The following is a 25127-nucleotide window of genomic DNA, read 5'->3' as shown; positions in this document are numbered from 1 at the left end:
TACAACAGCGGCTTTTCTTTTGTGTAGTTAAACTTTGCAGCTGAACAGAGGTTATGTAAAGTGAGTGGGGACGTAAAAAATCTATTTGTTCAAGCTCTATAATACCAGAAAGAAAATTGCTATGCGTTTACACCTAAAAACAACGGTACAGCAGGATTTTAGACATGTTTTCGATGCTTTTGATGAAAAGCTGTTTCTGGCTTTGTCTCCGCCCTACCCCCGCCTGAAGCTTTTACGTTTCGATGGAAGTGCGCCTGGAGATATTGTAGCCGTGGAAATGCTTACAGGCTTCTCCCGCCATTGCTGGACCAGCCTGATAACGGAAAGAGAAGTAACGGATACAGACGCTTATTTTGTAGATGAAGGCCAGGAACTACCTGCTCCTTTGCAAACATGGCATCATAAGCACTTGGTAAGCAAACATGGCAATGGAGCCATTATACACGATATCATAACCTTTAGCACAGGCAATAAGCTGCTCGATCAACTGCTTTACCCGCTTATGCTGGCACAGTTCAGCATGCGGAAGCCTGTTTACAAAAAGCTTTTTGGCAAAGCATAAGCTGGCATTTTATCAAACTTTTCAGGAGTTTATCAGTTTAGGTGCAGAATAGGTGCAAACCCTGTAAATTAGAATATGAATAAAGCAGCCATTATTGGTTCGGGAATCGGAGGTATTGCAGCGGCTATCAGACTGGCTGTAAAAGGATATGCGGTAACTGTATTTGAGACAGCCGATACATTTGGCGGTAAAATGCAGCAGTTCTGGTTAGGGGGATACAGGTTCGATGCTGGCCCTTCTCTCTTCACTCTCCCCCACCTGGTAGATGAGCTTTTTAGTTTGGCAGGCAAAAAACCTTCCGAATACTTTACTTATGTACGGCTCGACCCGATCACACATTATTTCTGGCCTGATGGCAGCCATTTGAAAGCTTATGCTGATGCTGCACAATTTGCTAAAGAAACGGAGCTGCAGCTGGGGGTGCCGCAGCAGGCTGTTCAGGAGGTTTTGGCAAAAAGCGCCAGGCTGTATCAGGGTACTTCCGATACCTTTCTGCACAAATCGCTGCACCGGCTGAACACCTACCTGAGCGCAGATGTATTAAAGGCTTTAGGCTGCCTCTCCGACCTGGGTTTAACCACAACTATGCATGCTGCAAATGAGCAGTTATTTTCAGACCATCGGTTCGTGCAGCTACTGGACAGGTTCGCCACCTACAATGGTTCTGATCCTTATCAGGCACCGGGTACTCTAAACCTGATTCCGCACCTGGAGCATAATATCGGTGCGTTTTATCCAAAGGGTGGAATTTATGCTATTGCCGAAAGCCTGGTAAGGCTGGCAGAGGAGTTGGGCGTACAGTTTCGGTATAATGAGGCGGTGGAGCAGATTATAACTGCAGGTGCGAAGGCAATAGGTATAAGAACAGCAAAAGGAACCTTTGCAGCCGAGGTAGTAGTAAGTAACATGGATGTTGTGCCGACTTACCGTAAGTTGCTTACTGGACATAAAGCACCTGAAAAAACATTGCAGCAGCCACGATCCAGCTCCGCTTTAATATACTATTGGGGCATTAAAAAAGAGTTTCCGGAGCTACACCTGCACAATATTTTCTTTAGTAAAAACTATAAAGAAGAATTTAAGCACATCTTCCAGCACAAAACAATTAGCACCGATCCAACGGTGTATGTAAATATTACTTCTAAACTTGATGCTGCCGACGCGCCACCAGGAGGGGAGAACTGGTTTGTAATGGTAAATGTGCCTCATAACCAGGGGCAGGATTGGGACAAGTTGATTTCCGTTACACGTGAAACAGTTGTCAGGAAATTAAGTGCTATGCTTCACACAGATATTGCTCCGTTTATAGAGGTAGAGCAAGTGCTGGACCCTCTCCTGATCGAGCAGAAAACCTCGTCTTTTGCGGGAGCACTGTACGGAAGCAGTTCTAATAACAGAATGGCTGCTTTTTTGCGGCATCCTAATTTTAACAGCAGCATCAAAGGATTGTACTTTTGTGGAGGTAGTGTTCACCCCGGAGGAGGAATCCCTTTATGTCTACTGTCGGCTAAAATTGTGGGCGATATGGTGCCTGCCGCGAAATAATTTACAACCTGATTATTATAATACACGATGCCACAAACGGACTCACGAGCCATTACTGCCACTAAAAAAAAATATGCCGAATACTTTTTTCCGGCTGCGGTAGCAGTGCTGGTAATATTTCATGCAGTTGGTTTGTGGGGACTGGCTTTCAGTGGAAATGCAGCTTATTTCCAGTCGCTAACACCGCTCAATTTACTGCTTACCAATGCTATTTTATTCAGCTTGCACAAGCAGTGGAATCTAAGCTTTATTGTTTTTGCCATAGTAACAGCTGTAACAGGATTTATGGCAGAGGTAGTAGGAGTGCATACAGCCTTGCTGTTCGGGTATTATACCTATGGAGAGGCCTTGGGTACAAAACTGTGGGAAGTGCCCCTGCTGATAGGGCTGAACTGGCTGATGCTGGTATATACGACAGGGCATATAAGCAATTATACACGTTGGCATTGGCTGGCTAAGTGTATCCTGGGAGCAGCTTTAATGGTGTTGCTTGATTATTTTATAGAACCTGTAGCCGTTAAGTTTGACTTCTGGAGCTGGACCAATAATCAGATTCCTGTTACAAACTTTACAGGCTGGTTCGGAATTGCCTTTCTCTTACAAATCTGCTTTCAAAAAGCAAACTTCCAAAAGGGCAATAAAATAGCTCCTGTTGTATTTTTTATTCAAGCTTTCTTCTTTATTAGTTTATTTATGCTGCTGTAGTACATCTAACTGCACCTTGTTGCGTACTACTATGTTAAAAATATTTAACTTTACAGCATGTTTAAAAAGGTTTGCAACAACATAGTGCAATATGCGTTACAGGCCTTCTTGAGCAGCATTTGGCAGTCTAAATTAGTATAATGACATTCTTGGAAACCATATTAGGGGAGATTCTTCAGGTATTTAAAAATGAAGGTATAGAAACAAATTCTGAACAAAACCTTATTAAGAGACTGGATATCCGTCAATCTACCTTTCACGAGCTTTTTTCTGATAAGGGAGACATGGTGAAAAAGACTGTTGCTTTCGATCTGGAAGAACAGAAACGTGCCCATGCTGCTATACTGGCTGAAGCCAGCAGTGCTGTAGAAAAAATTATAATATTATTACAGGATGGTATAAAGAACATAAGACAAACAAATCCTGCTTATGTCATCGATCTGCGTACGCATTATCCTGAGGCATGGCAAATGTGCCTGGACCACTTAAATTCTTTTTCCTATCATGAAATATCCGGAATCTTAAATGAGGGCATTCTAAGTGGAGATTTCCGGAAGGATATAAATATTCAGCTGGTTACAAAAATTATATTAGAGCAACTGAACATGATGCTGAACCCCACTGTGTTTCCTCCGGATTATTTTAACCTTGCCGAAGTTTTCAGGAGTATATATTTATACTATGTGCGCGGGTTATGTACCGAAAGAGGCGGCAAACTGGCAGAGGAAATATTTTCAAGATTAACTTCATAAAAGCAGAAGGCCCGACATATTATACGTCGGGCCTTCTGCTTTTATAAAATGAGGCATGACTAGCTGATAGATACACGCACTTTTTTAGTGTACTCGCGAAGAGCAGTTTTAAAATCAGAATCAGTATCGTTAATGTGGTTAATGATCCAGGAAGCAGCTAGGATATGCGTTAACTTCTCTCCTTCATCTTCTCCTTCCACATCAATTTGTAGTTGTTGCTCTTCAATCAGAGCTGCCTCAGCAGCAATAAGAGCATCCAATGTTTGCGTTTCTACTAGTTTCTTTATCGCAGGAATCTTCATATCTCTTCTTAAGCAGTTAATTTATTAATAAGTCCTCTTACAGCTTCTTCTTTGCTTGCTGCCACTGTATCTACTAACTGGCCTCCTTTAAACACTGCAAAGAAAGGCAGATTAGTTACTCCGGCAATCTTGCGGGCTTCCGGGCTTGTTTCAGCGTTTACATCAACAAAGGCAACATCAGCAAATTGCTCATCATCAGACATGCGCTTGAATTTTGGGGCAAACAGGCGGCAGTTACCACACCAGTCTGCATAATATTTTACAACAACACGTTGGTTGGAATTTAATAAAGTTGAAAAATCGTCGTCAGTTGCTTTTATAACGGCCATAGGTAAAAAATATAATTTTTGTAGTTAGAACTAAATACACCTAAGTTTTACCTGCCTGCCAGGGCAAGGTTTCAAGGAGCAAAGTTAATAAACATTTTGCTGATATTTGTAGGCACAACAAAGGAGGAAGCAGGATTGTTCACCGATAGCTAACAAAATCGGATTTAATCGCCAAAACGAATATACTAATTTTTTAAGTATATAGTTGTTAAAATTTCAATAATTAGCAGATAAGGTTGCTATTTATGTATATTATTCAGTTACAGCTATTTGCTTTTTCGCCAGCTTTTTTTAGGCTGAGCATTTAAATAAGTAACAAATGCTTTTTTATCAAAAGTAATGTGCCACATGCCCCTTAGCTCGCCGGTCTTGTAGCCAACAGCTTCATCTGCTGGATATTTTGCTTTGATAAGAGCATAATCAGCTTCCAGGATTTCTTTGCCGGGCGTGCCATGGCAATGGAGGCAACTTTCGTTTCTGATAAAGATCGGGGCTGTGTAAAGCAGTTCTTCTTCTGAAAGCTCAAGCGTTGCAGATTCGTTGCGTTCTTTTCTTTCATATTGCCCTACCAGGTCCGATATGCTTTGAGCAGCCTTGTTCTGCGGGTTTCGCAATTTACTACTGGTCCGGCGGGCTATAGCGCCATACAGTTGCTCCAGCGAATCAACGGCTGCATAGTTTTCTGGCTGGCAATACGCCATGGCGGTAGCTATATCATTAGTTTGTAAAGCCACCTGCAGCCGCGCATCCAGTGCCCGCTGGGCCACCCTCGTAATCGAATCTCCTGCGGTACGGGCTGCTACCAGAAAGTCTTTTTCAGTTACCCGCTTTATCTTATGCCGCTCAAGTTCTTTCGCTATTTCTTTGCCGCCTTCTATGGGCTTAACTTTTAATTCGCAACCTGAAACTATAAAGGTGGTTGCTAAAGTTATATATAAGAGTAATTTGTGCCGGGTGAACATCTTTTTAAGCATATTTGTATAAAAGAATCTACGAGCCAATTTAGTATCTTTGCACTTTAAAACCATAACAGACCGATGTTAGATAAATTAGAAGCCATAAATCAGCGTTTCGAAGAGGTGAGCCAATTGCTTGTCCAGCCTGATGTGGCGAGCGACATGAAAAAGTTCAAGGCGCTGAACAAGGAGTACAAAGACCTCGACAAAATAGTAACTGAATATAAGAAGTACCTGAACATACTGAGTAACATCGATAGCGCCAAACAAGTTATTGCTACCGAAAAAGACGAAGACTTTCGCGAAATGGCCAAAGAAGAGCTCGATGAGCTGCTTCCGAAGCGTGATGAGCTGGAAGAGCTTCTAAAAGAGTTGCTTATCCCGAAAGATCCGAACGACAGCAAAGACATTATTATGGAGATTCGTGCGGGTGCTGGTGGCGACGAGGCTTCTATTTTTGCTGGCGACTTATACCGTATGTACAGCCGTTTCGCTGAAAAGCAAGGCTGGAGAGTAGAGTTGATTGACGCAACAGAAGGTACTTCGGGTGGTTATAAAGAGATTATTGTAGGCTTGTCTGGCGAAGATGTATACGGTAAGCTGAAGTTTGAATCGGGCGTGCATCGTGTACAGCGCGTGCCGGCAACCGAAACACAAGGCCGTATCCATACATCTGTAGCTTCGGTAGTAGTACTGCCTGAAGTAGAAGAGTTTGATGTGCAAATCGACATGAACGACATCCGTAAAGACCTTTTCTGTTCTTCCGGACCTGGTGGTCAGTCGGTAAACACGACTTATTCTGCGGTGCGCTTAACCCACCTTCCAACAGGCCTTGTGGCGCAGTGCCAGGACCAGAAATCGCAGCTGAAGAACTTTGATAAAGCCTTAGCTGTACTTCGTTCCCGTATCTATGAACAGGAGTTGGCCAAAAAGCTGGAGGCTGAAGGAGCACAACGTAAGAGCATGGTGGGTGGCGGAGATCGCTCCGACAAAATTCGTACCTATAACTATCCGCAAGGCCGCGTAACTGATCACCGCATCGGTTATACAGTATACAACCTGCCTTCTGTAATGGACGGTGGTATAGAAGATTTTGTAGAAGAACTACGTATTGCTGAAAATGCTGAAAAACTGAAAGAAGGTGCTACGGCCTAAGCTTCAGGTAATATGAATTTTATTTTTAGGAATGTGGTAAAAGCATAAGCCGGAGCTACATTCCTAATTTTGTTTCTAAGGAGCCTGATCTGCTACATTTTGTAAAGCTCCTTTATACCTCAATCACATCATAAAAAGAAGTACATCTGAAATTTCTCTCTTACATATGGCCTCTTCTTTTGCTGTTATCGGCTTTGTCGTGTACGCCAACCGATGAAGAAATTACAACAGATCCGAAAGCTGTACTTCGTTTCTCGGCAGATACCGTTTTGTTCGATACTGTTTTTGTTACGCAGGGTAGCGTAACAAAGCGCCTGAAAGTGTACAACCCGAACAACAAAGCTGTCCGGATCAGTAACATAGCTTTGGCTGGCGCGACCAGTTCTCCCTATAGTCTTACTATAAATGGTTTACAGGCTCCTGTAGTTAATAACCTGGAGCTGAGAGGCAAAGACAGCCTGAATATCCTGGTGAAGGTGAATGTTAATCCTTCGGATGTTAATCTACCTTTTTTAGTAGCCGATTCTATTGTGTTCGATACCAACGGGAAGCGGCAAAATGTGAAGTTGGTGGCTTATGGGCAAAATGCGCACTTTATTCGCAAAAGCACTATCGGGAGCACCACCTGGACCAACGATAAGCCTTACGTGTTGCTTGACACGCTGTTGGTTAAAGAAAACAGCACCCTGACCATCGAGAAAGGTGCCCTTATTTATGCCGTTAACAATGCCGTACTGCTGGTAAATGGCAGGTTAATTGTAAACGGCACGCCAGAAGAGCGTGTCATGTTTAGCGGCTATAGGCGTGAACCTGCCTATGCGACCGCTCCAGGGCAGTGGGAAGGAATCCGGATTGTTACAAAAAGCGAAAGCAATATTATTCGGTATGCTGATATTCGGAATGCAGTTTATGGGTTACGTATCGGCAACCCGGGAAAGGCTGGCACTTTAGTAGAAGGTTGTGCTATACAATATACCTTCCGGGATGGTATTATCGGTTTTACTTCTGATATTAAAGTAATAAACACGCTTATTCAGAATTGCGGGCAATATAGTTTTGCCGGACTGGGCGGAGGTAATTACGAGGTGCTTTATTCTACTATTGTAAACTACAATAACCCGCTGCCCCGCGAAACTCCTGCTTTTGCAGTAGCCGACTATATACCAGGAACCGATATTGAGAACCAGGCAACACGCCTGAGGCTGATAAATACCATTATCTATAGCGATAGCTATAGTTTTAAAGATGAAGTTTTGTTTGCCGGGAATGCCGCCACTTTAACAATAGAGGCAGCCCATAACCTGCTACGAACCGAACAGTATAAAGAAGCTCTGAGTGGCAGTGGCAATATATTCAACATCAATCCGGCATTTAAGGAAACAGCTAAGCGCGATTTCAGTTTAGAAGCCTCCTCTCCTGCCCGGACAGCGGCTGTTCCTTTGCCTGATGTTTCGGCAGATATAAAAGGAACAAACCGTAATGCTTCAACGCCTGATATAGGTGCTTTCGAGTATAAAGAGTAAGCGTATAAAATAGAAACGATGAAGTGGTATCAGAAAGAGATAAGGTTGCCGGCGGTTAAACGTGGGTTTCATTTAATTACAGATTTGCTGGTGTCGCAGCTGCCTGAACTGGAAGAGATAAACGTAGGTATTGCACATATTTTCATGAAGCATACTTCTGCCAGCCTGGCCATAAATGAAGACGCAGACCCAACTGTTCGGCAGGATTTCGAGAGCCACTTCAATAAGATGGTGCCTGAAAATCAGCCCTACTACCGCCATACGCTGGAAGGATCTGACGACATGCCTGCTCATTTGAAAGCGGCTATACTGGGTAGCTCTGTTACAATACCCATCACCAACGGCAGTTTTAATTTAGGTACCTGGCAAGGAGTATATCTCTGCGAACACCGCAACCATGCTTCTAAACGTACGGTGGTGATTACACTGCAAGGGCAATAATAAGCGGTTGAACTAATTCCCTGCTACCGTACTATGCTTATTTTTTTCACCTGCAGCCCATTCGAGCTCCTGATACGGAGGAAGTAGACTCCAGCCGGCACGTGTTGTATATCTAGCCGGGTAACCCTTTCCTGGACCCTGGCTGTTAGAAGAGTCTGGCCGACTTGGTTAACCAGTTCCACTTCTTGTATGTGCACCGCCACAGGCTGTTCCAGCATGAGGTAATCTGAAGCCGGATTTGGATAGGCCACTAAATCAGTAACGGTGGCATGTACAATGTTTTCCTCTGTTTTTGTACTGCTTAAGGAGCCATTCGATACAGTAAGTGTAACATTATATTTACCTGGGGCAGGATAGGTAACCGTTGGATGTTGAGCGGTGGATGTAGCCGGTATACCACCTTCAAACTCCCAGAACCAGGTAACAGGCTTTAACCCTTCCGATCTATCGGTAAATCCAACTGTGCTGCCTGCCATAACAAGAGAATCAGCCTGGTTGGTTAAGCTGAACCTGGAACGTAAGCTGACACTACAGGCAAGAGAACTGAGAATTGACGGGCGGCTGACAGCTAAAAAAGCGCGCATATAATCTGCCTGGCCTTTGGTAAACATGTTCATGCAGGCATCATCTGAATAATCCATGTAGTTCATCCACATATTCCCATAGGGCCCGTTGTCGCAGGAGATAACAATGCTGTCAGGGCAGCCGGTTGTTTCTCTCAACTGATTGGGCGTATCCGCAATATCATCGGAATCGGTGCACCTGGAGCCACTGCCCCAGATATGTTTCAGCCCAAGCCAATGCCCCACTTCGTGCGTGGCAGTACGACCCAGATTATAAGGAGCCGGAAAATTATTGCTTGGTGGAGCACCAATGGATTCATAATGTATAACCACTCCATCGCGGGTTGCAGCTGCACTGGCCAGCGAAGCATAGCCCAGGTAGCCGGATTCCAGGTTACAAACCCAGATGTTCAGGTACTGGTCGCGGTTCCATCCTTCTACTCCACCTCTGGCTGCATTCTTTACATTATCCGTAGAAACTCTGAACACACTTTCTGTAGACCTGGTACGAGTGATGCCGCTAGTTAGCTCTCCATTCGGATCGGTAATGGCAAGGCAGAATTCTATTTGCGTATCGGCAGCAAGCGATTGAAAATGAGGGGGCGTATTGGCTGCATCGGCATTCAGCCTGCGAAAATCGGCATTCAGAACAGCTAACTGTGAAAGAATCTGTTCATCTGAAATATTTTCGGACTCCGTGTTATACACAACATGAAACACAACCGGGATAATTATTGTCGTCTGTTGAATAGCCTGGCCTGTGCGCGGACGCTGCAGCGCTTTCTGAACAGCTTGCTCCAGTGCTTCTTTACGCTGCATAAAAGTTGGGTCTTGTTGTTCCTGCTGTGCCAGGTACTCCGTAGTGGCACATGTGCGGTCTCTGTTTTGAACAGGAGATGCCTGGCCGAAGCATTGGAGCTGCAGGCCAACTAGCCATAAACAAGCAAAAGTTAATGCACGCATAGTAGAAAGGAGCAATTGCTTACTTAATTTACATGGTAAGCTCTACATGAGCTTCTAACGGAATAGGAAGTTAAATTAATTCCAATTAGAAAGAAATGTTAGGGCTCTTAAGCAAAATAAGGGCAAAAAGGCGAGCAAGCAACCAGCTGCTTTTAAGCAGGACCGCTTGCTATAGATTCGCGTCTGTACGATAATGTAGCGAATCTCCAAAAATGAGTTTCTGAACACCATCTACGCCATAACTGGCAATGTTGCCGTTCTCGTTTGTGCTTAACGTTAGCCTGCGCTTCGAGTAAAACAGCATGTTTTCTTCCTGAATAACGGCTTCTAACTGTTGTAGCCTGGGGCCTGGGGCTGTTCTGATGCTCAAAAAGGCTACAGCAGCGCCAGTGCCTTCTTTCCGGCGATAATTTGTCAGCACGATGCCACCTGGCAGTTCCTGCCGCTCTTCTATGAAGTCATCCTGTAAGGTAGGCAGGTTTATATTGGCATCCTGGAAAACAGATAATTCTTTTTCCCAGTTTAGCTCTGATGTTTCTACTGTTTCAGTAGGTTTGTTTTCAGTCTGTACCGATTTTAGCACATTCGGCTTCTCAGCCTGCAGGCGTTGTATCTCTTGCTGCAGGTAATCTCCTACATTGTAAGAGGCCGCCGCCTCGGCAGAACTAGGCGGTGCTGGTCTCTCACATGCAGTTATAGCCATCAGAGTGGCTATAAATATGATAGGCTTATACTTTATCAAACGCTTATTGTTTCACTAAAAGAGATACACCCTGCATCTCCTCTGGCTGTTCTATACCGATTAATTCCAGAATAGTTGGGGCTAAATCGCCTAACTTTCCATCATGTAAAGTGCCTGCATAATCGTTGCTAACCAGGATGCAAGGCACCAGGTTAGTTGTATGAGCGGTATTTGGAGTGCCATCAGGATTTATCATGCAGTCGGCATTGCCGTGGTCTGCGATAACAATGGTGGCATAATCGTTAGCCAAGGCTGTGGTAATAACGGCTTCTGCACATTGGTCTACCGTTTCACACGCTTTTACTGCAGCTTCAAACACACCGGTGTGGCCTACCATGTCCGGGTTCGCAAAGTTCAGGCAGATGAAATCTGCTGATCGCTGCTGAATTTCAGGAATAATGGCATCGCGAATATCGAAGGCACTCATTTCCGGTTGCAGGTCGTAAGTGGCTACCTTCGGCGATGGGCACATCAAACGCTTTTCTCCTTCAAACTCTACTTCGCGGCCACCCGAGAAGAAGAAGGTAACGTGTGGGTACTTTTCTGTTTCAGCAATACGGATCTGTTTTTTACCGGCTTTTGCCAGTACTTCGCCTAATGTATTGTTCAGGTTGTCTTTTGCAAAAATAGGTTCTACGCCCACAAAGGTGTCGTCATAGTTCGTCATGGTAACATAGCGCAGATCCAGCTTCTGCATGTTCTGCTCCGGAAAATCGCGTTGCGTTAAAGCTTGTGTAATTTCACGGCCACGGTCGGTACGGAAGTTAAAGCAGATTACCACATCTCCTTCTTTTATAGTGGCAATTGGCTCCTGCTGGTCGTTTACCTTTACAATAGGCTGAATAAACTCATCTGTTACGCCTTGGTTGTAAGACTCCAGCATCGACTTGATGATGTTCTGAGAAGGTGTGCCTGTGCCGTGCACCAGCAGGTCGTAGGCCAGTTTTACACGCTCCCAGCGGTTATCGCGGTCCATAGCGTAGTAGCGGCCAATAACAGAGGCTATTTTGCCAGCAGACGACTCCAGGTGCTGCTCCAGTTCGTTGATATACTTTACACCACCTTTCGGGTCGGTATCGCGGCCATCGGTAAAGGCATGAATGTATACCTGGTGCAACTCCTGGTCGAAGGCAGCTGTGCAAAGTGCTTTTAAGTGATCGATGTGCGAGTGTACCCCGCCGTCTGACAAAAGGCCGATCAGGTGTACTGCTTTTTTCTGCTCTTTGGCATAGGCAAAGGCATTGGCCAGCGCAGGCATAGAAGCCAGCTTGTGCTCTGCTATGGTTTTATTGATAAGTACCAGGTCCTGGTATACAACGCGTCCTGCGCCTATGTTCATGTGGCCTACTTCTGAGTTTCCCATCTGGCCTTCGGGTAAACCTACGGCTTCACCCGAAGCCTGTAGCCTGGAGCTTGGGTACTTCTGCAGGATAGAATCATAGAATGGCGTATTAGCTGACTGTATAGCCGAAACCTCTGGATTAGTGGCAATGCCCCATCCGTCTAAAATCACTAAAAGTACTTTCTTATTCATACCGCAAATATAGCTATAAAATTTAAGGCCGCTCAAAACCACTTAAACAAAGGTAATATTATAAACTGCTTGCGAAACTAAAAAAATAATAGCCGGGTTAATGAAAAAATAAATTCAGGACTAAGTACTTACGATTTTCACAATATATAAAAACAGCTCTATTCCTAGCCTTATATTTTCCTTTATTGCCAAATTGCGTTAACTTTATCAGGAAGATTAGACGTAAGGGAGTTGGCATAGTTTTAGCTGATGATCCAACAGATAATTAACCCATATTTATGAAAAACTTTAAACACGTTGCTATTGCGCTTTCTTTACTGATTGGACTACTTTTTTTCAAACCAGGAGGAGCCGCTGCGCAGAATGATGTGCTTGGTAGCGTGAAATCAGCCATAAAAATAGGCTCATCAAGAGACTTGTCACGGCATTTCGATTCTAAAGTAAGTATCTCTTTTGCCGATGGTAGCTCTACCGATTACAGCAGCACCCAGGCAGAGTTTGTGATGAAGAACTTCTTTAGCAAAACCGGACCTACAGATTTTACTTATACCTTTGATGGCTCTTCCGATAAAGGAAAGCGTTACGCCATTGGTTCTTACTCATCCAGAAGCGGTTCTTACACTGTGCTGGTACGCTTAAAAGAGTCTAACGGCAGGTATATGATCCATTCAATGGATTTTATAGAAGATTAAGCAGATATAAATGAGATTTTTACAAAGGCTCGGGGTATTTCCAGAGCCTTTTTTTATTTTTGTGCCGTGAAACCGACATACCTGACAGAAAAAAGCATAGCCGAGTTTATCTCGCGCGCCCTTGCCGAAGATATTGGTGATGGTGATCACTCTTCGTTGGCATCTATACCTGCCGATGCGCAAAACCAGGCGCGCCTGCTGGTGAAGGGAGAAGGTATACTGGCTGGTGTAGAGCTGGCTACCTATATATTTAGAACCGTAGACCCCGACCTACAGGTAGAAGTGCTCCTGCAGGATGGTGCATCCGTTGCTTTTGGAGATATTGCCTTAACTGTTAAAGGAAGGGCACAGTCTATCTTAACTGCTGAGCGCCTGGTGCTGAACTGCATGCAGCGTATGAGCGGTATTGCTACCTATACACATTACCTTTCCAGGCTGATTGAAGGCACCAATGCTACCTTATTGGATACCCGCAAAACAACTCCAAACTTCCGGATGATGGAAAAATGGGCTGTTGTGATTGGTGGAGGCAGGAACCACCGCTTTGGATTATATGATATGGTGATGCTAAAAGATAACCATGTAGACTATGCCGGTGGTATAAAAGAAGCTATAGAAGCAACCCGGCGTTACCTCAAGGACAAAGGGAAGGAGCTGCAGATAGAGGTGGAAACCCGAACGCTGGAGGAAGTGCGAGAGGCTATAGAAACAGGCGGAATCCAGAGAGTATTGCTCGACAACATGTCACCGGATATGATGCGTGAAGCCGTTCGTATGGTTGGTGGTCGCTACGAAACAGAGGCATCAGGCGGGATAACAGAAGAAACCATTGCCGAAGTGGCCCGCACAGGTGTAGATTATATTTCTGTTGGTGCCCTAACGCACTCAACAAAAAGTATGGATTTAAGCCTGAAAGCGTATAAATAAATAAAACAGTGTACCTTTGCGCGGACAATTCAAAGGTTTAAGTAAAAGACATTCACTCTGCGGTCAGGTACCGGCGATGTGAGTTTGGCAGAGATAAGAATATCGACATTTTAAGAGTATATGCAGCGACCAAATCAAAAAGGTTTTAGAACCCCACAAGGTGGTTCCTCCCCATTGGCAATCCGTACCAAGAAGTATCAGCTTGATAAAAATATGTTTACCCGCGTGGCTTTAGCTAAAGTGTGGCGGAAAGAATGGTGGTATGCCCTGATTCCGCTGGTGATCTTGCTGCTGCCGGCTGCTTTCAGCTTTTCGTGGTGGTGGGTAGCTATTGCCATTGTCGTAACATTGCTATTTGTTTTACTGCGTTCGGCACAGGTAATGGGGGTTACACAGGTAGAGCAGGGCAACCCGCTGTTTGAAAAGCTGAATTATGAAGTAGACCACCGCCAGATTCTGATGAAGCGTAACGAGCGCGAAGGAATGGCCCTGAACTGGGATATGATTCAGAAGGCAGAGATGAAAGATGATGCTTATGTGCTCTGGCTGCAGCCTGCCGCCGATGCACAGTTGCCTACAGGCTGGAAAGGCTGGGTGGCCCGTAATTTCCAGACACCTATTTTTATACATATGCCTTTTCGCATCTTTAACAGCCCGAACGATGTTAAGCTGTTCGAAAGCATGCTGCGCCGCAAGAGCCTGCTGGCATAGTATATAATCTTTCGGTTGATTATTAACGTTAATGATTATTCGAAACAGGTTGCCCCAGTTATAGAAGGAACAGCTTATAATATAGAGCAAAGTATAAACGAACAGAAATGAATAAGAACGTATTAGCAGTATTTGCCGCAGTATGCGGTTTAATGGTGGTTTCTTGCGATACTCCGTCTGATAAGAGGCCTGAAACAAAAGTATCAGTAGATAAAGTAGCGCCAGGGCAGCGCAACACGCCTAATGTAAGTGACAGAGGTGCTGGCCAAAGCAATACGCACAGAGACGACGTGATGATGAACCACGACGAAGGAGCTAATTCTATTCAGCCAGGCGAAAGCGTGCATGAGGATGCAAAAACAAACGAGGCAGAAAACGCAGTAAAGCACTAATAAGTATGCATAAAAAAACCTGCCGTTGCGGTTCTTACTGCAGCGGCAGGTTTTTTTATGCATAGCACTACTAGTATAACTATACCATAGTTTATCTTTAAGATAGAGATGCGGTGGTATGATTGATTAAAATTAAAGTATATTTGCAGCTTAATTGCATTTAGAGGAATATGGCTCAACAGGATGAATGGTTTAGTGCTTGGTTTGATTCCCCCTACTACCATATACTATACAAGAATCGTGATGAGCAGGAAGCCCGGCAGTTTATAGATAAATTACTTTCTTATCTCCACCCCAAGCCCCACGAAAACATTCTCGACCTTGCCTGTGGCAAAGGCCGCCACTCAATTTATCTGAATAAAAAAGGCTATGATGTAACCGGAATTGATTTGTCGCCGCACAGCATTGCATACGCAAAGCAGTTTGAGAATGAGCGGCTGCATTTCGAAGTGCACGATATGCGGATGGTGTACAAACCAGAGGCTTTTGATTTCGTACTGAACCTCTTTACCAGCTTTGGATATTTTAGCAATGAAACAGAAAACGTAGTGGCTCTGGATGCTACTGCTAAAAGTATAAAGCATGGCGGCAAGTTTGTAATCGATTTTATGAATACAAACAGAACCATAGACAGGCTTGTGAAAGAGGAAGTTAAGGAAGTGCAGGGAATTCCCTTTTGTATACATCGGGGAGTAGAAAACGGGTTTATCATAAAAAAGATAAGTTTCTCCGACAAAGGGCAGGATTATCAGTTTGAGGAGAGGGTGCGGGCTTTACGCCAGGAAGATTTTATCGAGTATTTTAAAATGGCGCAGCTTCGGCTGGTAGAGGTGTTCGGGAATTATAACCTGGAGCCTTACCACGAGGAGAGTGAGCGTATGATCTTTGTGTTAAAGAAATACTAGTCTGCATGATAGTAGCTATACTTGTTCTTTTTTTTACAGTTGTTTTTTCTGCTTTCCTGGTAAAAGCATTTCCGCCGGATAATGTAAAGTGGCTTAAAATGGCCTTGGCATTTAGTGGTGCCTACCTGTTCACGATTACTATTATTCACCTGCTGCCCGATGTACTGCTGAACAATAGTAATCCGCATGTAGTAGGGTACTGGGTATTAACCGGCTTCTTTCTGCAACTGGTGCTGGAGTTGTTTTCTCATGGTGTAGAGCATGGGCACATGCACACAAACGGGCATAAGCACACTCATACCCTGCCTTACCTGCTGCTAGGATCATTGTTCATACATTCCTTTCTGGAAGGAAGTATTTTGGTGGAGGGTGGTAGCCAGCATGTAGGGCATGTGCACGAGCGCAACAATTTTTATGTAGTCCTGCTGGGGGTTGCACTACACCATATACCAGCTGCTTTTGCGCTTATGTCGGTGCTGCTTTCAAGGTTAGGGAGCTTTAAGAAAGCTTTTATGTGGCTGTTGATATTTGCCGTTGGTGCTCCGCTAGGCATTATAATCAGTAACTATATATTAGGTAGCGAGGCAATGGGTGGTAAAGTATTTGTTGCGCTTACCGGTATTGTGGCCGGAAACTTCCTGCATATTTCTACAACCATTCTTTTCGAAACTACCCCGGATCACCGCTTTAACCGCAATAAGCTTATAGCTACCTTGCTGGGTTTAAGTTTAGCTTTGGTAAGCGATTTTATTTAAAGCCGCTGGCGCCCATTAGCTGGTTAAGCATTTTCTGAAACTTTTGTACCTGGAACTCGTGCCGGAGCTCTTTCATGCAATTAGCACAGAGACAATCGGTATAGCGTTCCCCCAGGTAGTGCCGTTCCTCATCGTTTAGGCTTACGGTGCTGCATTGGCAAATCAGGATCGAGCCAACCTTGCATTCGAAAGGGCATTGGCAACGAGGGCAGGTCTTGCTTTCGTGCTGTGGCATTTTAAAAACATTTTGTGGTTGTACAGACGGCGATAAAGCTACTGAAATTTAAACGTGAATCACTCTTAAGAACAATACACGATCTAAAGCTCTTCTGGAGAAATAAGATATTAAAACTGCGTTGTTTTTTATAAAGCCCTGTAGCTGCAAGGCAGCTACAGGGCTTGGTAGTTTTAGGCTATAGCTGGAGCATGTTCTTTTTTTCTGGCCTCGATGGCAGCCTGTACCATGTTTTTAAGGGAAGCCTCTGTTTCTGGCCACTTGCGGGTTTTTAAACCACAATCCGGATTAACCCAGATATTACGCGCTGGTAATAAGGCGGAAGCTTTCTCCAGAAGTTGAACCATCTCTTCTACAGTTGGCACACGTGGTGAATGAATGTCATACACACCAGGGCCAATCTCATTCGGGTATTTAAAATCTGAAAAAGCTTCCAGCAACTCCATCTGCGAGCGTGAAGTTTCCATGGTTATAACATCGGCGTCCATATCAGCAATAGAATGAATGATGTCGTTAAACTCGCTGTAACACATGTGAGTGTGTATCTGGGTGTCGTCTTTTACGCCACTTGCTGCAATACGAAAGGCTTTGATAGCCCACTCCAGGTAAGGCTGCCAGTCTGAGCGACGCAGCGGTAAACCTTCCCGCACAGCAGGTTCATCTATTTGTATAATTTGTATACCGTTTTGCTCCAGTGCTACTACCTCGTCGCGGATTGCCAGCGCTAGTTGCAGGGTAGTTTCAGCGCGAGGCTGGTCGTCCCGTACAAAAGACCATTGTAATATTGTAACCGGTCCTGTGAGCATCCCTTTTACATGCTTCGATGTTAGCGACTGAGCATACGTACTCCAACTGACGGTCATGTCGGTTGGGCGGCTTACATCTCCATAAATGACGGGCGGCTTTACACAGCGGCTACCGTAGCTCTGTACCCAGCCATGCTGGGTAAAGGCAAAGCCATCGAGCAGCTCACCGAAATATTCAACCATATCATTCCGCTCAAACTCACCGTGCACCAGCACGTCCAGGTTAATAGCTTCCTGCCAGCGTATAACTTCTTCAGTTGCCTGTTTTATTTCCTGCTCATACTGCTCCAGCGATAGCTCTCCTTTCTTAAATTTGGCACGCAGCTGGCGAATTTCAGCTGTCTGAGGAAACGACCCAATGGTGGTGGTCGGGTAAAGCGGCAGTTTAAACTTCTCACGCTGTTTCTGCTGGCGCACGGCAAAGCTGCTGGTGCGCCTGGCATCCTGATCTGTTATGGCTGCAACACGCTTCTTTACTGCCTCTTTATGGATGAGGGTAGAAGTGCTCCTGCTTTGAATCATGGCCTGATTAGCCTCTAGTAAGCTGTTGTTGCCTTGCCAGATAGTATACAGTTCCTGTATTTCCTGTAGCTTCTGTTTTGCAAAAGCAAGCCAGTTTTTAAGTGCGGGCTGTAGTGTTGTCTCCAGTTCCAAATCGAAAGGTACATGCAGAAGCGAACAGGAAGGCGCAATCATTACCCTGTCCTCCCCCAGTTGCTTTACAGCTTGTTGTATATATGCCACAGATGTACTGTAGCCGTTCTTCCAGATGTTGCGCCCATCTATCACGCCAAGCGACAGAATGGTTTGTTTCGGTAGCAGGTTCAGCACATTCGCCAGCTGCTCTGGAGCACGAACCAGATCAATATGAAGTGCACAAACCGGCAGTGAAGTAGCCAGTACCGTGTTATCCCTTAAACCATCAAAATAAGAGGTCACAAGAGTTTTAATGCCTGGACAGTGCTTCTTAATTTCCTTGTAAGCAAAGGCAAAGGCTTCTTTTTCTTTTGAAGTTAGATCCATAGCCAGAAAAGGTTCATCCAGTTGCACCCATTCGGCTCCTCTTGCCCTTAGTTGCCCGAGTAGCTCTACGTAAACAGGTAGCAAATTATGCAGCAGGTCTATTCTATGAAAACCTGCTTCCTTTTCTTTGCCTAATAATAAGTATGAAACAGGACCGATGAGGACAGGCTTCGAGGGTTTGCCCAGTACTTGCTTCGATTGCTCGAAATCGTAAATCACTTTGTTAGAGAATAGCTGAAAAGTCTGTTCTTTGTGAAACTCAGGTACAATATAATGGTAGTTGGTGTCGAACCATTTGGTCATCTCCATCGCCTTTATATCGAGGCCATCTTTCTGATAGCCTCTTGCCATAGCGAAGTAAAGGTCCAACTCCGTATTGCCTTTATGTTTGGTAAGTACCGGGCTGTAGCGGGCAGGTATGTTGCCTACTGTAAGCGACATATCCAGCACCTGGTCGTAAAAACTGAAATCGTTGGAAGGGATCAGATCGATGCCTGCTTTTTGCTGCAGCAACCAGTTCTGTTGAAGCAGTTGGTCTTTTACCTGGTAAAGCTGTTGTTGCGAGATTTTGCCAGACCAGTACTGTTCGCAAGCTTTCTTTAGCTCGCGCTGTGCTCCCACCCGTGGGTAGCCCAAATTGTTTTTTAGCATACAGATAATACTTTTAAATAAACATTAATTTGACTTAATGCTCAGTACAGTATTCACAGTATGCTTTCGTGAAAATAGCGGAAAGAAAAGACACAGAGAGGCAAGCGCAGCCTTACCTCCTCTTTTCATTAACTCCAGACTAAGCTTCAATCGCGAAAGCATTTGTCTCATAATTTCAGGCAAGTCTCCTGGCTTGTAACGTTGTTGCCGTCCTTCTCATACTGTTTTTACACAATACAATGGACATAATAGAGGCAACAACCGGTAAGTTACTTACAGTTGCGCGACAGCCCGTGATTTACACACGGTTCCTTTTTAAGCGCGGTATTACCCGCACACCTGACATTAGGAAGAAGAATAAAGTAAAGAACTTTGCGGTGAAGATAAGCTAAATTTGTTTCACCGCAAAGTCAGGCTGGCCAGACAAGCTCTGGCAGATCCGTTATGGCAAATCGGTTTTAAGCACCTGTGCCCGTAACAGGAGCTGTTCAGAAGTAGGTGCAGGAGCGTCTTCTATTACGAACCGTAACTCTACCTCTTCCTCTGCTGGTTTATAGGTTTGTTTGTAAAGTTTGTTGTTACGAATGAAAGTAACTTCTACCGGTGTGCTTTTCTTTACTTCGAACAGGGGCTCCAGAAGCTCATAAATAGTAGTCTCTGTCAGCGGGGTGCCGTTAACAGCTTGCAAGATGTCATACTTTTCAAATCCAAAGCGGTTGTTCATAGGTTCTGCAACCCAGTAAAACTGCCTGCTCTTTTCAAAGCCAAGGCGAAACTCGCCGAAAGTAAGCTTGGTGCCTTTCTTTTTATCAGTATAGTTCCAACCTATTTTCTGATAGTACTCTTCGTAGGGCAGCGGAGTATCTCCCACTACATAGGTAGTAAAGAACTGCCTGATATCCGGGTGAGAGGCGGCTACAATAACCTCAATCAGCTCGTCGTCCTTGAAAGGCTTGTTGGGGCCGTATTGCTGTGAAAGCTGCAGCATCAGTTCTCTTAAACCCATTTTGCCTTGCGTGAGCTCCTGCAGCCTGATATCGAGCAAGAAGCCTATGAGAGCGCCTTTCTGGTATACATTGCCGTACATTTCCTGGTAAGCCGGTTCTATAATGTGGCGGCTCATTTCTGTAAAGGATACATCTTTGAATTCGCTTCCCCGCCTCATTTTATCCATCATTTCCTCTTTAAAGGCATCATAGCTTTTCAAGCCCTCTTGTAGCTGTACCAGGTTAGAGAAATATTCTGTTACGCCTTCGTAAAGCCATAGGTGCTGCGAAATTTTAGGATCTTTAAAGTCGAAGTACTCTATTTCTTCGCTGTGGATGTTTAGGGGGGTAAGAATGTGCAGAAACTCATGCGATGCCACATCCAGCACCATCTTGCGCAGGTTTTCTTCCTGCTGCTGCTCCGGAAGAAAATACATGGAGCTATAAGAATGTTCGAGGGCACCGTAGCCGCCGAACTTAGTAATAGCTGTTTCTCCCTGTTTAGGGAAGTACATGATAAAGTGATAGCGATCAACAGGCATTCCGCCGAAAAAATTAGTGAGGGCAGTTGCGAGTGGCGTAATCATTTCCTTTATCTGATTAGCCTTTACCACACCCGTTTCGGAATGTACCGAAACAGATACCAGGGTGTTGCCTGAGCGGAAACTGGCGGTATCGGGGCGGCTGTACATCATAGGCGCATCTACCAGGCGGACATAATCCGGGGCGGTAAGTACGTCTCTGCCTGCGGATACGCGTTCTACAGGTAAGGAAGTTGCTCCATACAAATGATCGGGTTTTTCGATGGTAACCTGGTAAGGCAGCATTTTATAGCCATCCAGGTAGCCATAAAATCCAAAATGGTTAATTACAAAGTTGTTACCGGCATCTATGTTCGTGCCTCCGGGCTGAAATATATAATTCTCATCTTTAAGTACATCCCAGGTATCATCTACCACATACTCGAGCTTAGCCAGTTTGTTGGCTCCATGAATTGTAAAAAGATTATTTCCCTGCTTTTGGGTTTTAAGCTTTTTCCCTTTGGCATCGTACGCTTTAAAATTTGTAACGAAGCGGCCATAATCTTTTTGAGAATAAGATCCCGGAATTACACTCGGAATAATATAGTTGATGCTTTTCTCTTTTACGGCAGGTGTAAGCACAACCACTTTTACCTGGTCGTTCTGCACATTTTTTAAATCTAATGTGATGTTATAGGTTTGTTGTGCAACTGCTGAAAACGATAGAAGCAGAGCACCAATCACAGCAAAAAGTTTCATGAGCGCTTTGACATATAATGTGGAGTTAAGGTAAGAAGAATAGCATAAATAATATATGCTTTTGGAAATAATCTTTGATGGCCGCCTGTGGGTGCTACTGTTGCGAAAGTATAGAAGTGCTGTAAAAGGAGTGAGTGTAATGGAGGTATCTGCTACCGATGCTTTAATAAAGCAGATAAAGGCAGGCGATGGATACGGATTGGACTAGGATAAAGGCGCTGTTATTCTGCTGCTGTTAGATGATAGTAGAAAGAAGGGCGGCAACAAGGGTTTTTACAGTAATGATGATTGCACTTGCCTGGGGCAGGATGTCACTTTCATCGCGGTCGCCGCTGGAAGGATTGTAATCTTTGAAAAAGGAGAACGGGCTTTCTAATGCTTCAGCATCCAGCACCGATTTTTTGGCAGGTGCAGCTTTAGAGGTTGCAGGCTTACTGCTGCTTGCATGGCAGGCAGCTATTGCTTCGGCAGAAGGGTGATCAGAATTTTTATGGCAGCACTGTACCGTAGAGGAATTGCTAGCACCATTGTTATTATTCAGCGGAGCAGCAACAGGAGCAGAAGCTACAATACATATCATAGCTACGATCAAAGTCGCTTTAAGAAGTATAAAATGCCCGATTTTCATAACATTCAAATTTAAAATTTAAGCTTCAGAATACCAAATAATTAATCTGATAAATTCTTTGATATTCTATATATGCAAGTACGTTAAAAATTTGAAAATCAGTTATATCAAAAATGTTAAATATTTCTTAAAGTTTTTATTTCTTTTTAGCTGCTGCGCGCACCACTTTTACCTTCACAGGCACTACACCGGCTTTAACAGAACCTAGCCTTTTTGCTGCGGCTTCAGAAAGGTCTATGATGCGCCCTTTCACAAACGGACCACGGTCTGTTATCTTTACCTTCACTGCCTTGTTTGTCTGCAGGTTGTATACTTTAACCTTTGTGCCGAAGGGAAGTGTGCGGTGAGCAGCCGTTAGCTTATTCTGGTTAAATTTATCTCCATTTGCCATTTTGCGGCCATGGAATTTTTTGCCGTAGTAAGAAGCTTTGCCTTCTTCTGTATAACCTCTTTGCCCGTGCTCAGGAGAAGTGGAGGCGCAGGAGCTTAAAAATAGCCCGAAAAAAGCGGCTACTAAAGCATATCTGATGTGTGCTTGTTTGTGTGATGTTATAGGTGTAAGCAGGAAGCGTAATGCCATAAGTCGGTAAGGGTGGTGCAGGTAAAAAACAGCCAAAGCATGTAAAGGCTTTGGCTGTAAGGTTATCTAACGAAGTGCTTATTGTTTGATCTGGTAGTTATAAACCTCTACGGCCTGCGTAAGCTTATCTTTCTGGAAAAGCTGTATGGCAAAAGGCACGGCAATAATGGCAGCGCCTGCATATATAGTTGGGTTTAGCCTTGTTTGCCCATACTCATTGGTGTTGTTTATAGAGTTTATAACCCCATAAGCAAGTATACCGGCCCCAAGTATAGATATGCCAGTATGAATTAGTTTGTCTTGCTTGTAACGCTTGAGCAGCAACATGCTGGAGGCATTGTCAGACAAGGCTTCGCTTAGACTCTCGTAGTCGAAAGGCATTAAAGCTCCGCCGTCTTTAGAGAAGAAGTAAATTCTTCGGCGGGAGGGGCCGCCACCCATACCGAAGCCACCGTACCCGTACCCATAGCCGTATGGCGAAAAGCCTGAGTTATAGTAATCGTAGGTGGTGGTAAAGAACTTAGAGATACGCGGCCCTTCCAGTATTCTTTTTGCAAAGCTATCGCTGCGGTTGCCGTACGCAATGCGGGCATAGTAACCATCTGCGTTCTGGTAAGCTACCACAGAAGAAATACTGAACTTAAGGGAGTCGTTAAGCAGGAAGTGGTCCTGCTTAAACAGGGGAGATTTAAACTTCAGTTTATCGGCATAAACCATTTGCCCGTTTTGGAGCTGTACAAAGTACCTGCTCTCCGATTGAGCTTGCGCGCCCACACACAGTGCCAACCCAAATAATAGTGAAAAAAGTATAGTCTTCATTTATGGAAATTAGTATATAGTCATGTAATTCAGTTACTTCTTAATGTACCTGCAGCTGCCTGATATAGTTTTATAAGCAAGGCCTCTAATTAAAAAGCAGAAAGAGCATTGGTACCAAAGCCAGTAAAGCCAGGTATACCCAGCGGCTAAGCTGCTTTCTGTGCTTCCCCGGCACAAAATTACTTACCAGCATAACGGCCACCAGTATACACAGGATGTAAAGCAGTATAAACAGCACGGCTTTCACCCAATTAGGCACAATAGTGTTTTCTGCCTGTATCTGGTTGCTCATACCCATATCAGATAATAGGTACTGCAGCCCGAAAAATACAATTACTTCAAAAAGCAGGAACAGGAGTAAACCATAAACGCGGCTGCTGGTGCTGTTAGTACTCATAAACTATAAGCTTTTAAAGAAGTGGTAACTTTTAATATAAAATCCTTCGCGAAAATAAAACTTATGAGCAGCGCTATTTGTAACGTAAGCATCTAACATTACCGTATCGCAGTTTAAATCTTTTGCTTCCTGAAGCATCCAGTCCGAAAGCAATTTGCCAACTCCTTTAGATCGGTATGCCTCTTCTACTACAAAATTATCTGCTTCCAGGTACTTGCCACTATACAGTTTTGTATTTACCCAGAAGCCGGAGATACCGCAGCAAAAATCATTCCGAAAGGCCCCTACCATTCTATATCCGTTCGGGAGCATTTGCAGCAGGAGTTCTTTATAACGCTCAGCCGTCATGCCTGGGTTCAGGAGCCGGATAAGCCTAAACTGATCCAGCATTGCCTGCAGGCCTTTGATCTCTCTTATCGTGAACATTGCCTCAGCAGGCTCAGGTACTATGCTATTCATGACGAGCAGGAACTTGGAGGGTGGTTGTGCGGGCAAGGCTCTGCCCATCTTCTTCGGTGGGACAGATGGCGGCTATACACCGGTCCGGCGTTAACTCCTGAACAATAAGCCGATGAATAAAAGTAATTGCTTCCAGGCATGTGCGCTTGTAGTTTAGCAACCAAAGTAGAAAGAATAAGCTGCTTTTGCAAAAGCTAAACTAGCCTGATATAAGCTGATGATGCTTTTTCTGATAGCAGGTTGCAATATCATTTTAATAAGAATATGCTTGTAAATATGCTGTTTTTGAAACATTTACATGGTATTACACCGTTAAAATACCATTAAGGTGTTGGTATATGAGGCTATTGAGAAACATAGGATTAGATAATTATAATATTTTTAATAGAGAGACGAGGAAGATCTTTAGCATTGGCTACGAAGATTTAACAACTCTTATCTATTATCAGGATGCCAATAACAAATATATATTGGTAGTAGCAAAGGAAGATGACCCGCCGTTGATACTCGAAAAAAAGATATCACGAGCAGAAGCGTTTAGAATAATGAATACCCGGCCCTAGTGCCGGGTTTTTTTATGGCTTATCATCAATTTTTAGAGGCGCCCGTATAAGCAGAACATGAAAAAGTGGAATAGCTACTTTAAAGTTGCTCTTTATGGTGCAGTTGCCACACTTGCGCTTCAGGTACTCGTTACGTTTGCTGTAGATCCTTACCTGGCGGCTGTTTTCTCGCCTTTTTATTCTGTCTGGATCATCCTGGTGGTAGTGGGATGGCGTAAGGAACACCCGCGCAAATAATATCGCAGG

At 44.3% G+C, this 25127-nt stretch carries 29 protein-coding genes and 1 riboswitch; of the genes, 15 read left to right on the top strand and 14 right to left on the bottom strand.

The features are described from left to right. The first annotated feature begins 121 nt into the window (after nt 1-121). The 4 genes from C1N53_RS17135 (at nt 122) to C1N53_RS17120 (ending at nt 3564) form a co-directional block, all read left to right on the top strand. Nucleotides 122-562: a hypothetical protein gene (locus C1N53_RS17135; protein ID WP_137760475.1), complete on the top strand. Its 441-nt coding sequence runs from the start codon at nt 122-124 to the stop codon at nt 560-562. A gap of 75 nt (nt 563-637) precedes the next feature. Then, nucleotides 638-2107, top strand: a complete 1470-nt coding sequence (gene crtD, locus C1N53_RS17130; RefSeq protein ID WP_137760474.1) for a 1-hydroxycarotenoid 3,4-desaturase CrtD — start codon at nt 638-640, stop codon at nt 2105-2107. A gap of 27 nt (nt 2108-2134) precedes the next feature. Then, nucleotides 2135-2812 carry a carotenoid biosynthesis protein gene (locus tag C1N53_RS17125; protein WP_137760473.1) on the top strand — a complete coding sequence of 226 codons (678 nt, stop codon included), beginning with the start codon at nt 2135-2137 and terminating at the stop codon, nt 2810-2812. A gap of 140 nt (nt 2813-2952) precedes the next feature. Further along, complete coding sequence (locus C1N53_RS17120; RefSeq protein WP_137760472.1) at nt 2953-3564, top strand: TetR/AcrR family transcriptional regulator; 612 nt, start codon at nt 2953-2955, stop codon at nt 3562-3564. Nucleotides 3565-3623: 59 nt separating this feature from the next. On the opposite strand, the gene C1N53_RS17115 is transcribed toward C1N53_RS17120, so the two are convergent. The 3 genes from C1N53_RS17115 to C1N53_RS17105 form a co-directional block, all read right to left on the bottom strand. Continuing rightward, the gene (locus C1N53_RS17115; protein WP_137760471.1) at nt 3624-3866 is read right to left on the bottom strand and encodes a hypothetical protein; all 243 of its coding nucleotides are present in this window, start codon (nt 3864-3866) and stop codon (nt 3624-3626) included. An 8-nt stretch (nt 3867-3874) separates the two neighbouring features. After that, complete coding sequence (locus tag C1N53_RS17110; RefSeq protein WP_137760470.1) at nt 3875-4195, bottom strand: co-chaperone YbbN; 321 nt, start codon at nt 4193-4195, stop codon at nt 3875-3877. A gap of 266 nt (nt 4196-4461) precedes the next feature. Then, a complete protein-coding gene (locus C1N53_RS17105) occupies nt 4462-5169 on the bottom strand; it encodes a DUF3365 domain-containing protein (RefSeq protein WP_240773255.1) in 708 nt (235 codons plus the stop codon). Nucleotides 5170-5232: 63 nt separating this feature from the next. Here C1N53_RS17105 and prfA point away from each other — a divergent pair, with 63 nt between their 5' ends. The 3 genes from prfA (at nt 5233) to C1N53_RS17090 (ending at nt 8270) form a co-directional block, all read left to right on the top strand. Next, nucleotides 5233-6306, top strand: a complete 1074-nt coding sequence (prfA, locus tag C1N53_RS17100; protein WP_137760469.1) for a peptide chain release factor 1 — start codon at nt 5233-5235, stop codon at nt 6304-6306. A gap of 179 nt (nt 6307-6485) precedes the next feature. After that, entirely contained in the window at nt 6486-7829 is a 1344-nt protein-coding gene (locus C1N53_RS17095) for a hypothetical protein (RefSeq protein ID WP_240773254.1), read from the top strand. Between the two features lie 18 nt (nt 7830-7847). Then, a complete protein-coding gene (locus C1N53_RS17090; RefSeq protein WP_137760467.1) occupies nt 7848-8270 on the top strand; it encodes a secondary thiamine-phosphate synthase enzyme YjbQ in 423 nt (140 codons plus the stop codon). A gap of 23 nt (nt 8271-8293) precedes the next feature. On the opposite strand, the gene C1N53_RS17085 is transcribed toward C1N53_RS17090, so the two are convergent. The 3 genes from C1N53_RS17085 to gpmI all read right to left on the bottom strand — a co-directional run bounded on the left by C1N53_RS17085 (nt 8294) and on the right by gpmI (nt 12072). Next, nucleotides 8294-9796, bottom strand: a complete 1503-nt coding sequence (locus C1N53_RS17085; protein WP_137760466.1) for a M43 family zinc metalloprotease — start codon at nt 9794-9796, stop codon at nt 8294-8296. A 169-nt stretch (nt 9797-9965) separates the two neighbouring features. Next, nucleotides 9966-10499 (bottom strand): hypothetical protein, encoded by a 534-nt coding sequence (locus tag C1N53_RS17080; protein ID WP_137760465.1) that lies wholly within the window; start codon nt 10497-10499, stop codon nt 9966-9968. Between the two features lie 43 nt (nt 10500-10542). After that, a complete protein-coding gene (gpmI, locus tag C1N53_RS17075; protein WP_137760464.1) occupies nt 10543-12072 on the bottom strand; it encodes a 2,3-bisphosphoglycerate-independent phosphoglycerate mutase in 1530 nt (509 codons plus the stop codon). Between the two features lie 278 nt (nt 12073-12350). Here gpmI and C1N53_RS17070 point away from each other — a divergent pair, with 278 nt between their 5' ends. From C1N53_RS17070 to C1N53_RS17045, 6 genes are all read left to right on the top strand, one after another. Next, the gene (locus tag C1N53_RS17070; RefSeq protein WP_137760463.1) at nt 12351-12764 is read left to right on the top strand and encodes a DUF4783 domain-containing protein; all 414 of its coding nucleotides are present in this window, start codon (nt 12351-12353) and stop codon (nt 12762-12764) included. A gap of 66 nt (nt 12765-12830) precedes the next feature. After that, nucleotides 12831-13691: a carboxylating nicotinate-nucleotide diphosphorylase gene (gene nadC / locus C1N53_RS17065; protein ID WP_137760462.1), complete on the top strand. Its 861-nt coding sequence runs from the start codon at nt 12831-12833 to the stop codon at nt 13689-13691. A gap of 120 nt (nt 13692-13811) precedes the next feature. After that, entirely contained in the window at nt 13812-14402 is a 591-nt protein-coding gene (locus tag C1N53_RS17060; protein ID WP_137760461.1) for a hypothetical protein, read from the top strand. A 107-nt stretch (nt 14403-14509) separates the two neighbouring features. Beyond that, nucleotides 14510-14794, top strand: a complete 285-nt coding sequence (locus tag C1N53_RS17055; RefSeq protein WP_137760460.1) for a hypothetical protein — start codon at nt 14510-14512, stop codon at nt 14792-14794. A 170-nt stretch (nt 14795-14964) separates the two neighbouring features. After that, nucleotides 14965-15699 (top strand): cyclopropane-fatty-acyl-phospholipid synthase family protein, encoded by a 735-nt coding sequence (locus C1N53_RS17050; protein WP_137760459.1) that lies wholly within the window; start codon nt 14965-14967, stop codon nt 15697-15699. A 5-nt stretch (nt 15700-15704) separates the two neighbouring features. Beyond that, on the top strand, nt 15705-16454 hold the full coding sequence (locus C1N53_RS17045) for a ZIP family metal transporter (RefSeq protein WP_137760458.1): 750 nt from the start codon (nt 15705-15707) through the stop codon (nt 16452-16454). On the opposite strand, the gene C1N53_RS17040 is transcribed toward C1N53_RS17045, so the two are convergent. The 3 genes from C1N53_RS17040 to C1N53_RS17030 form a co-directional block, all read right to left on the bottom strand. Further along, entirely contained in the window at nt 16447-16689 is a 243-nt protein-coding gene (locus tag C1N53_RS17040) for a cysteine-rich CWC family protein (protein ID WP_137760457.1), read from the bottom strand. The genes C1N53_RS17045 and C1N53_RS17040 overlap by 8 nt on opposite strands. A gap of 173 nt (nt 16690-16862) precedes the next feature. Beyond that, complete coding sequence (gene metE / locus C1N53_RS17035) at nt 16863-19169, bottom strand: 5-methyltetrahydropteroyltriglutamate--homocysteine S-methyltransferase (RefSeq protein ID WP_137760456.1); 2307 nt, start codon at nt 19167-19169, stop codon at nt 16863-16865. A 160-nt stretch (nt 19170-19329) separates the two neighbouring features. After that, nucleotides 19330-19527: riboswitch (cobalamin riboswitch) on the bottom strand. Between the two features lie 84 nt (nt 19528-19611). Then, the gene (locus tag C1N53_RS17030; RefSeq protein ID WP_137760455.1) at nt 19612-21435 is read right to left on the bottom strand and encodes a peptidase M61; all 1824 of its coding nucleotides are present in this window, start codon (nt 21433-21435) and stop codon (nt 19612-19614) included. A gap of 55 nt (nt 21436-21490) precedes the next feature. Between C1N53_RS17030 and C1N53_RS22605 the strand changes: the two genes are divergently transcribed. Further along, entirely contained in the window at nt 21491-21643 is a 153-nt protein-coding gene (locus C1N53_RS22605) for a hypothetical protein (RefSeq protein WP_168194054.1), read from the top strand. A 27-nt stretch (nt 21644-21670) separates the two neighbouring features. Here C1N53_RS22605 and C1N53_RS17025 read toward each other — a convergent pair whose 3' ends face one another. The 5 genes from C1N53_RS17025 to C1N53_RS17005 all read right to left on the bottom strand — a co-directional run bounded on the left by C1N53_RS17025 (nt 21671) and on the right by C1N53_RS17005 (nt 24318). Continuing rightward, nucleotides 21671-22063 (bottom strand): hypothetical protein, encoded by a 393-nt coding sequence (locus C1N53_RS17025; protein WP_137760454.1) that lies wholly within the window; start codon nt 22061-22063, stop codon nt 21671-21673. A gap of 136 nt (nt 22064-22199) precedes the next feature. Continuing rightward, a complete protein-coding gene (locus tag C1N53_RS17020; protein ID WP_137760453.1) occupies nt 22200-22643 on the bottom strand; it encodes a septal ring lytic transglycosylase RlpA family protein in 444 nt (147 codons plus the stop codon). Between the two features lie 78 nt (nt 22644-22721). Then, nucleotides 22722-23462: a hypothetical protein gene (locus tag C1N53_RS17015; protein ID WP_137760452.1), complete on the bottom strand. Its 741-nt coding sequence runs from the start codon at nt 23460-23462 to the stop codon at nt 22722-22724. 85 nt (nt 23463-23547) lie between these two features. After that, complete coding sequence (locus C1N53_RS17010) at nt 23548-23859, bottom strand: hypothetical protein (RefSeq protein ID WP_137760451.1); 312 nt, start codon at nt 23857-23859, stop codon at nt 23548-23550. Nucleotides 23860-23862: 3 nt separating this feature from the next. Next, complete coding sequence (locus C1N53_RS17005) at nt 23863-24318, bottom strand: GNAT family N-acetyltransferase (RefSeq protein ID WP_168194053.1); 456 nt, start codon at nt 24316-24318, stop codon at nt 23863-23865. A gap of 620 nt (nt 24319-24938) precedes the next feature. Here C1N53_RS17005 and C1N53_RS16995 point away from each other — a divergent pair. Beyond that, nucleotides 24939-25118 carry a hypothetical protein gene (locus C1N53_RS16995; protein WP_137760448.1) on the top strand — a complete coding sequence of 60 codons (180 nt, stop codon included), beginning with the start codon at nt 24939-24941 and terminating at the stop codon, nt 25116-25118. The last annotated feature ends 9 nt before the right edge of the window (nt 25119-25127 follow it).

It is taken from the genome of Pontibacter sp. SGAir0037, from assembly GCF_005491705.1.
GTDB lineage: Bacteria > Bacteroidota > Bacteroidia > Cytophagales > Hymenobacteraceae > Pontibacter.
This window is presented reverse-complemented; position numbering and strand designations above follow the sequence as displayed.

Coding starts and splice junctions, on each gene's coding strand:
- C1N53_RS17135 (WP_137760475.1), top strand. CDS start 122: ATGCGTTTACACCTAAAAACAACGGTACAGCAGGATTTTAGACATGTT.
- crtD (WP_137760474.1), top strand. CDS start 638: ATGAATAAAGCAGCCATTATTGGTTCGGGAATCGGAGGTATTGCAGCG.
- C1N53_RS17125 (WP_137760473.1), top strand. CDS start 2,135: ATGCCACAAACGGACTCACGAGCCATTACTGCCACTAAAAAAAAATAT.
- C1N53_RS17120 (WP_137760472.1), top strand. CDS start 2,953: ATGACATTCTTGGAAACCATATTAGGGGAGATTCTTCAGGTATTTAAA.
- C1N53_RS17115 (WP_137760471.1), bottom strand. CDS start 3,866: ATGAAGATTCCTGCGATAAAGAAACTAGTAGAAACGCAAACATTGGAT.
- C1N53_RS17110 (WP_137760470.1), bottom strand. CDS start 4,195: ATGGCCGTTATAAAAGCAACTGACGACGATTTTTCAACTTTATTAAAT.
- C1N53_RS17105 (WP_240773255.1), bottom strand. CDS start 5,169: ATGCTTAAAAAGATGTTCACCCGGCACAAATTACTCTTATATATAACT.
- prfA (WP_137760469.1), top strand. CDS start 5,233: ATGTTAGATAAATTAGAAGCCATAAATCAGCGTTTCGAAGAGGTGAGC.
- C1N53_RS17090 (WP_137760467.1), top strand. CDS start 7,848: ATGAAGTGGTATCAGAAAGAGATAAGGTTGCCGGCGGTTAAACGTGGG.
- C1N53_RS17085 (WP_137760466.1), bottom strand. CDS start 9,796: ATGCGTGCATTAACTTTTGCTTGTTTATGGCTAGTTGGCCTGCAGCTC.
- C1N53_RS17080 (WP_137760465.1), bottom strand. CDS start 10,499: ATGGCTATAACTGCATGTGAGAGACCAGCACCGCCTAGTTCTGCCGAG.
- gpmI (WP_137760464.1), bottom strand. CDS start 12,072: ATGAATAAGAAAGTACTTTTAGTGATTTTAGACGGATGGGGCATTGCC.
- C1N53_RS17070 (WP_137760463.1), top strand. CDS start 12,351: ATGAAAAACTTTAAACACGTTGCTATTGCGCTTTCTTTACTGATTGGA.
- C1N53_RS17060 (WP_137760461.1), top strand. CDS start 13,812: ATGCAGCGACCAAATCAAAAAGGTTTTAGAACCCCACAAGGTGGTTCC.
- C1N53_RS17055 (WP_137760460.1), top strand. CDS start 14,510: ATGAATAAGAACGTATTAGCAGTATTTGCCGCAGTATGCGGTTTAATG.
- C1N53_RS17050 (WP_137760459.1), top strand. CDS start 14,965: ATGGCTCAACAGGATGAATGGTTTAGTGCTTGGTTTGATTCCCCCTAC.
- C1N53_RS17045 (WP_137760458.1), top strand. CDS start 15,705: ATGATAGTAGCTATACTTGTTCTTTTTTTTACAGTTGTTTTTTCTGCT.
- C1N53_RS17040 (WP_137760457.1), bottom strand. CDS start 16,689: ATGCCACAGCACGAAAGCAAGACCTGCCCTCGTTGCCAATGCCCTTTC.
- metE (WP_137760456.1), bottom strand. CDS start 19,169: ATGCTAAAAAACAATTTGGGCTACCCACGGGTGGGAGCACAGCGCGAG.
- C1N53_RS17030 (WP_137760455.1), bottom strand. CDS start 21,435: ATGAAACTTTTTGCTGTGATTGGTGCTCTGCTTCTATCGTTTTCAGCA.
- C1N53_RS22605 (WP_168194054.1), top strand. CDS start 21,491: ATGCTTTTGGAAATAATCTTTGATGGCCGCCTGTGGGTGCTACTGTTG.
- C1N53_RS17025 (WP_137760454.1), bottom strand. CDS start 22,063: ATGAAAATCGGGCATTTTATACTTCTTAAAGCGACTTTGATCGTAGCT.
- C1N53_RS17020 (WP_137760453.1), bottom strand. CDS start 22,643: ATGGCATTACGCTTCCTGCTTACACCTATAACATCACACAAACAAGCA.
- C1N53_RS17015 (WP_137760452.1), bottom strand. CDS start 23,462: ATGAAGACTATACTTTTTTCACTATTATTTGGGTTGGCACTGTGTGTG.
- C1N53_RS17010 (WP_137760451.1), bottom strand. CDS start 23,859: ATGAGTACTAACAGCACCAGCAGCCGCGTTTATGGTTTACTCCTGTTC.
- C1N53_RS17005 (WP_168194053.1), bottom strand. CDS start 24,318: ATGAATAGCATAGTACCTGAGCCTGCTGAGGCAATGTTCACGATAAGA.
- C1N53_RS16995 (WP_137760448.1), top strand. CDS start 24,939: ATGAAAAAGTGGAATAGCTACTTTAAAGTTGCTCTTTATGGTGCAGTT.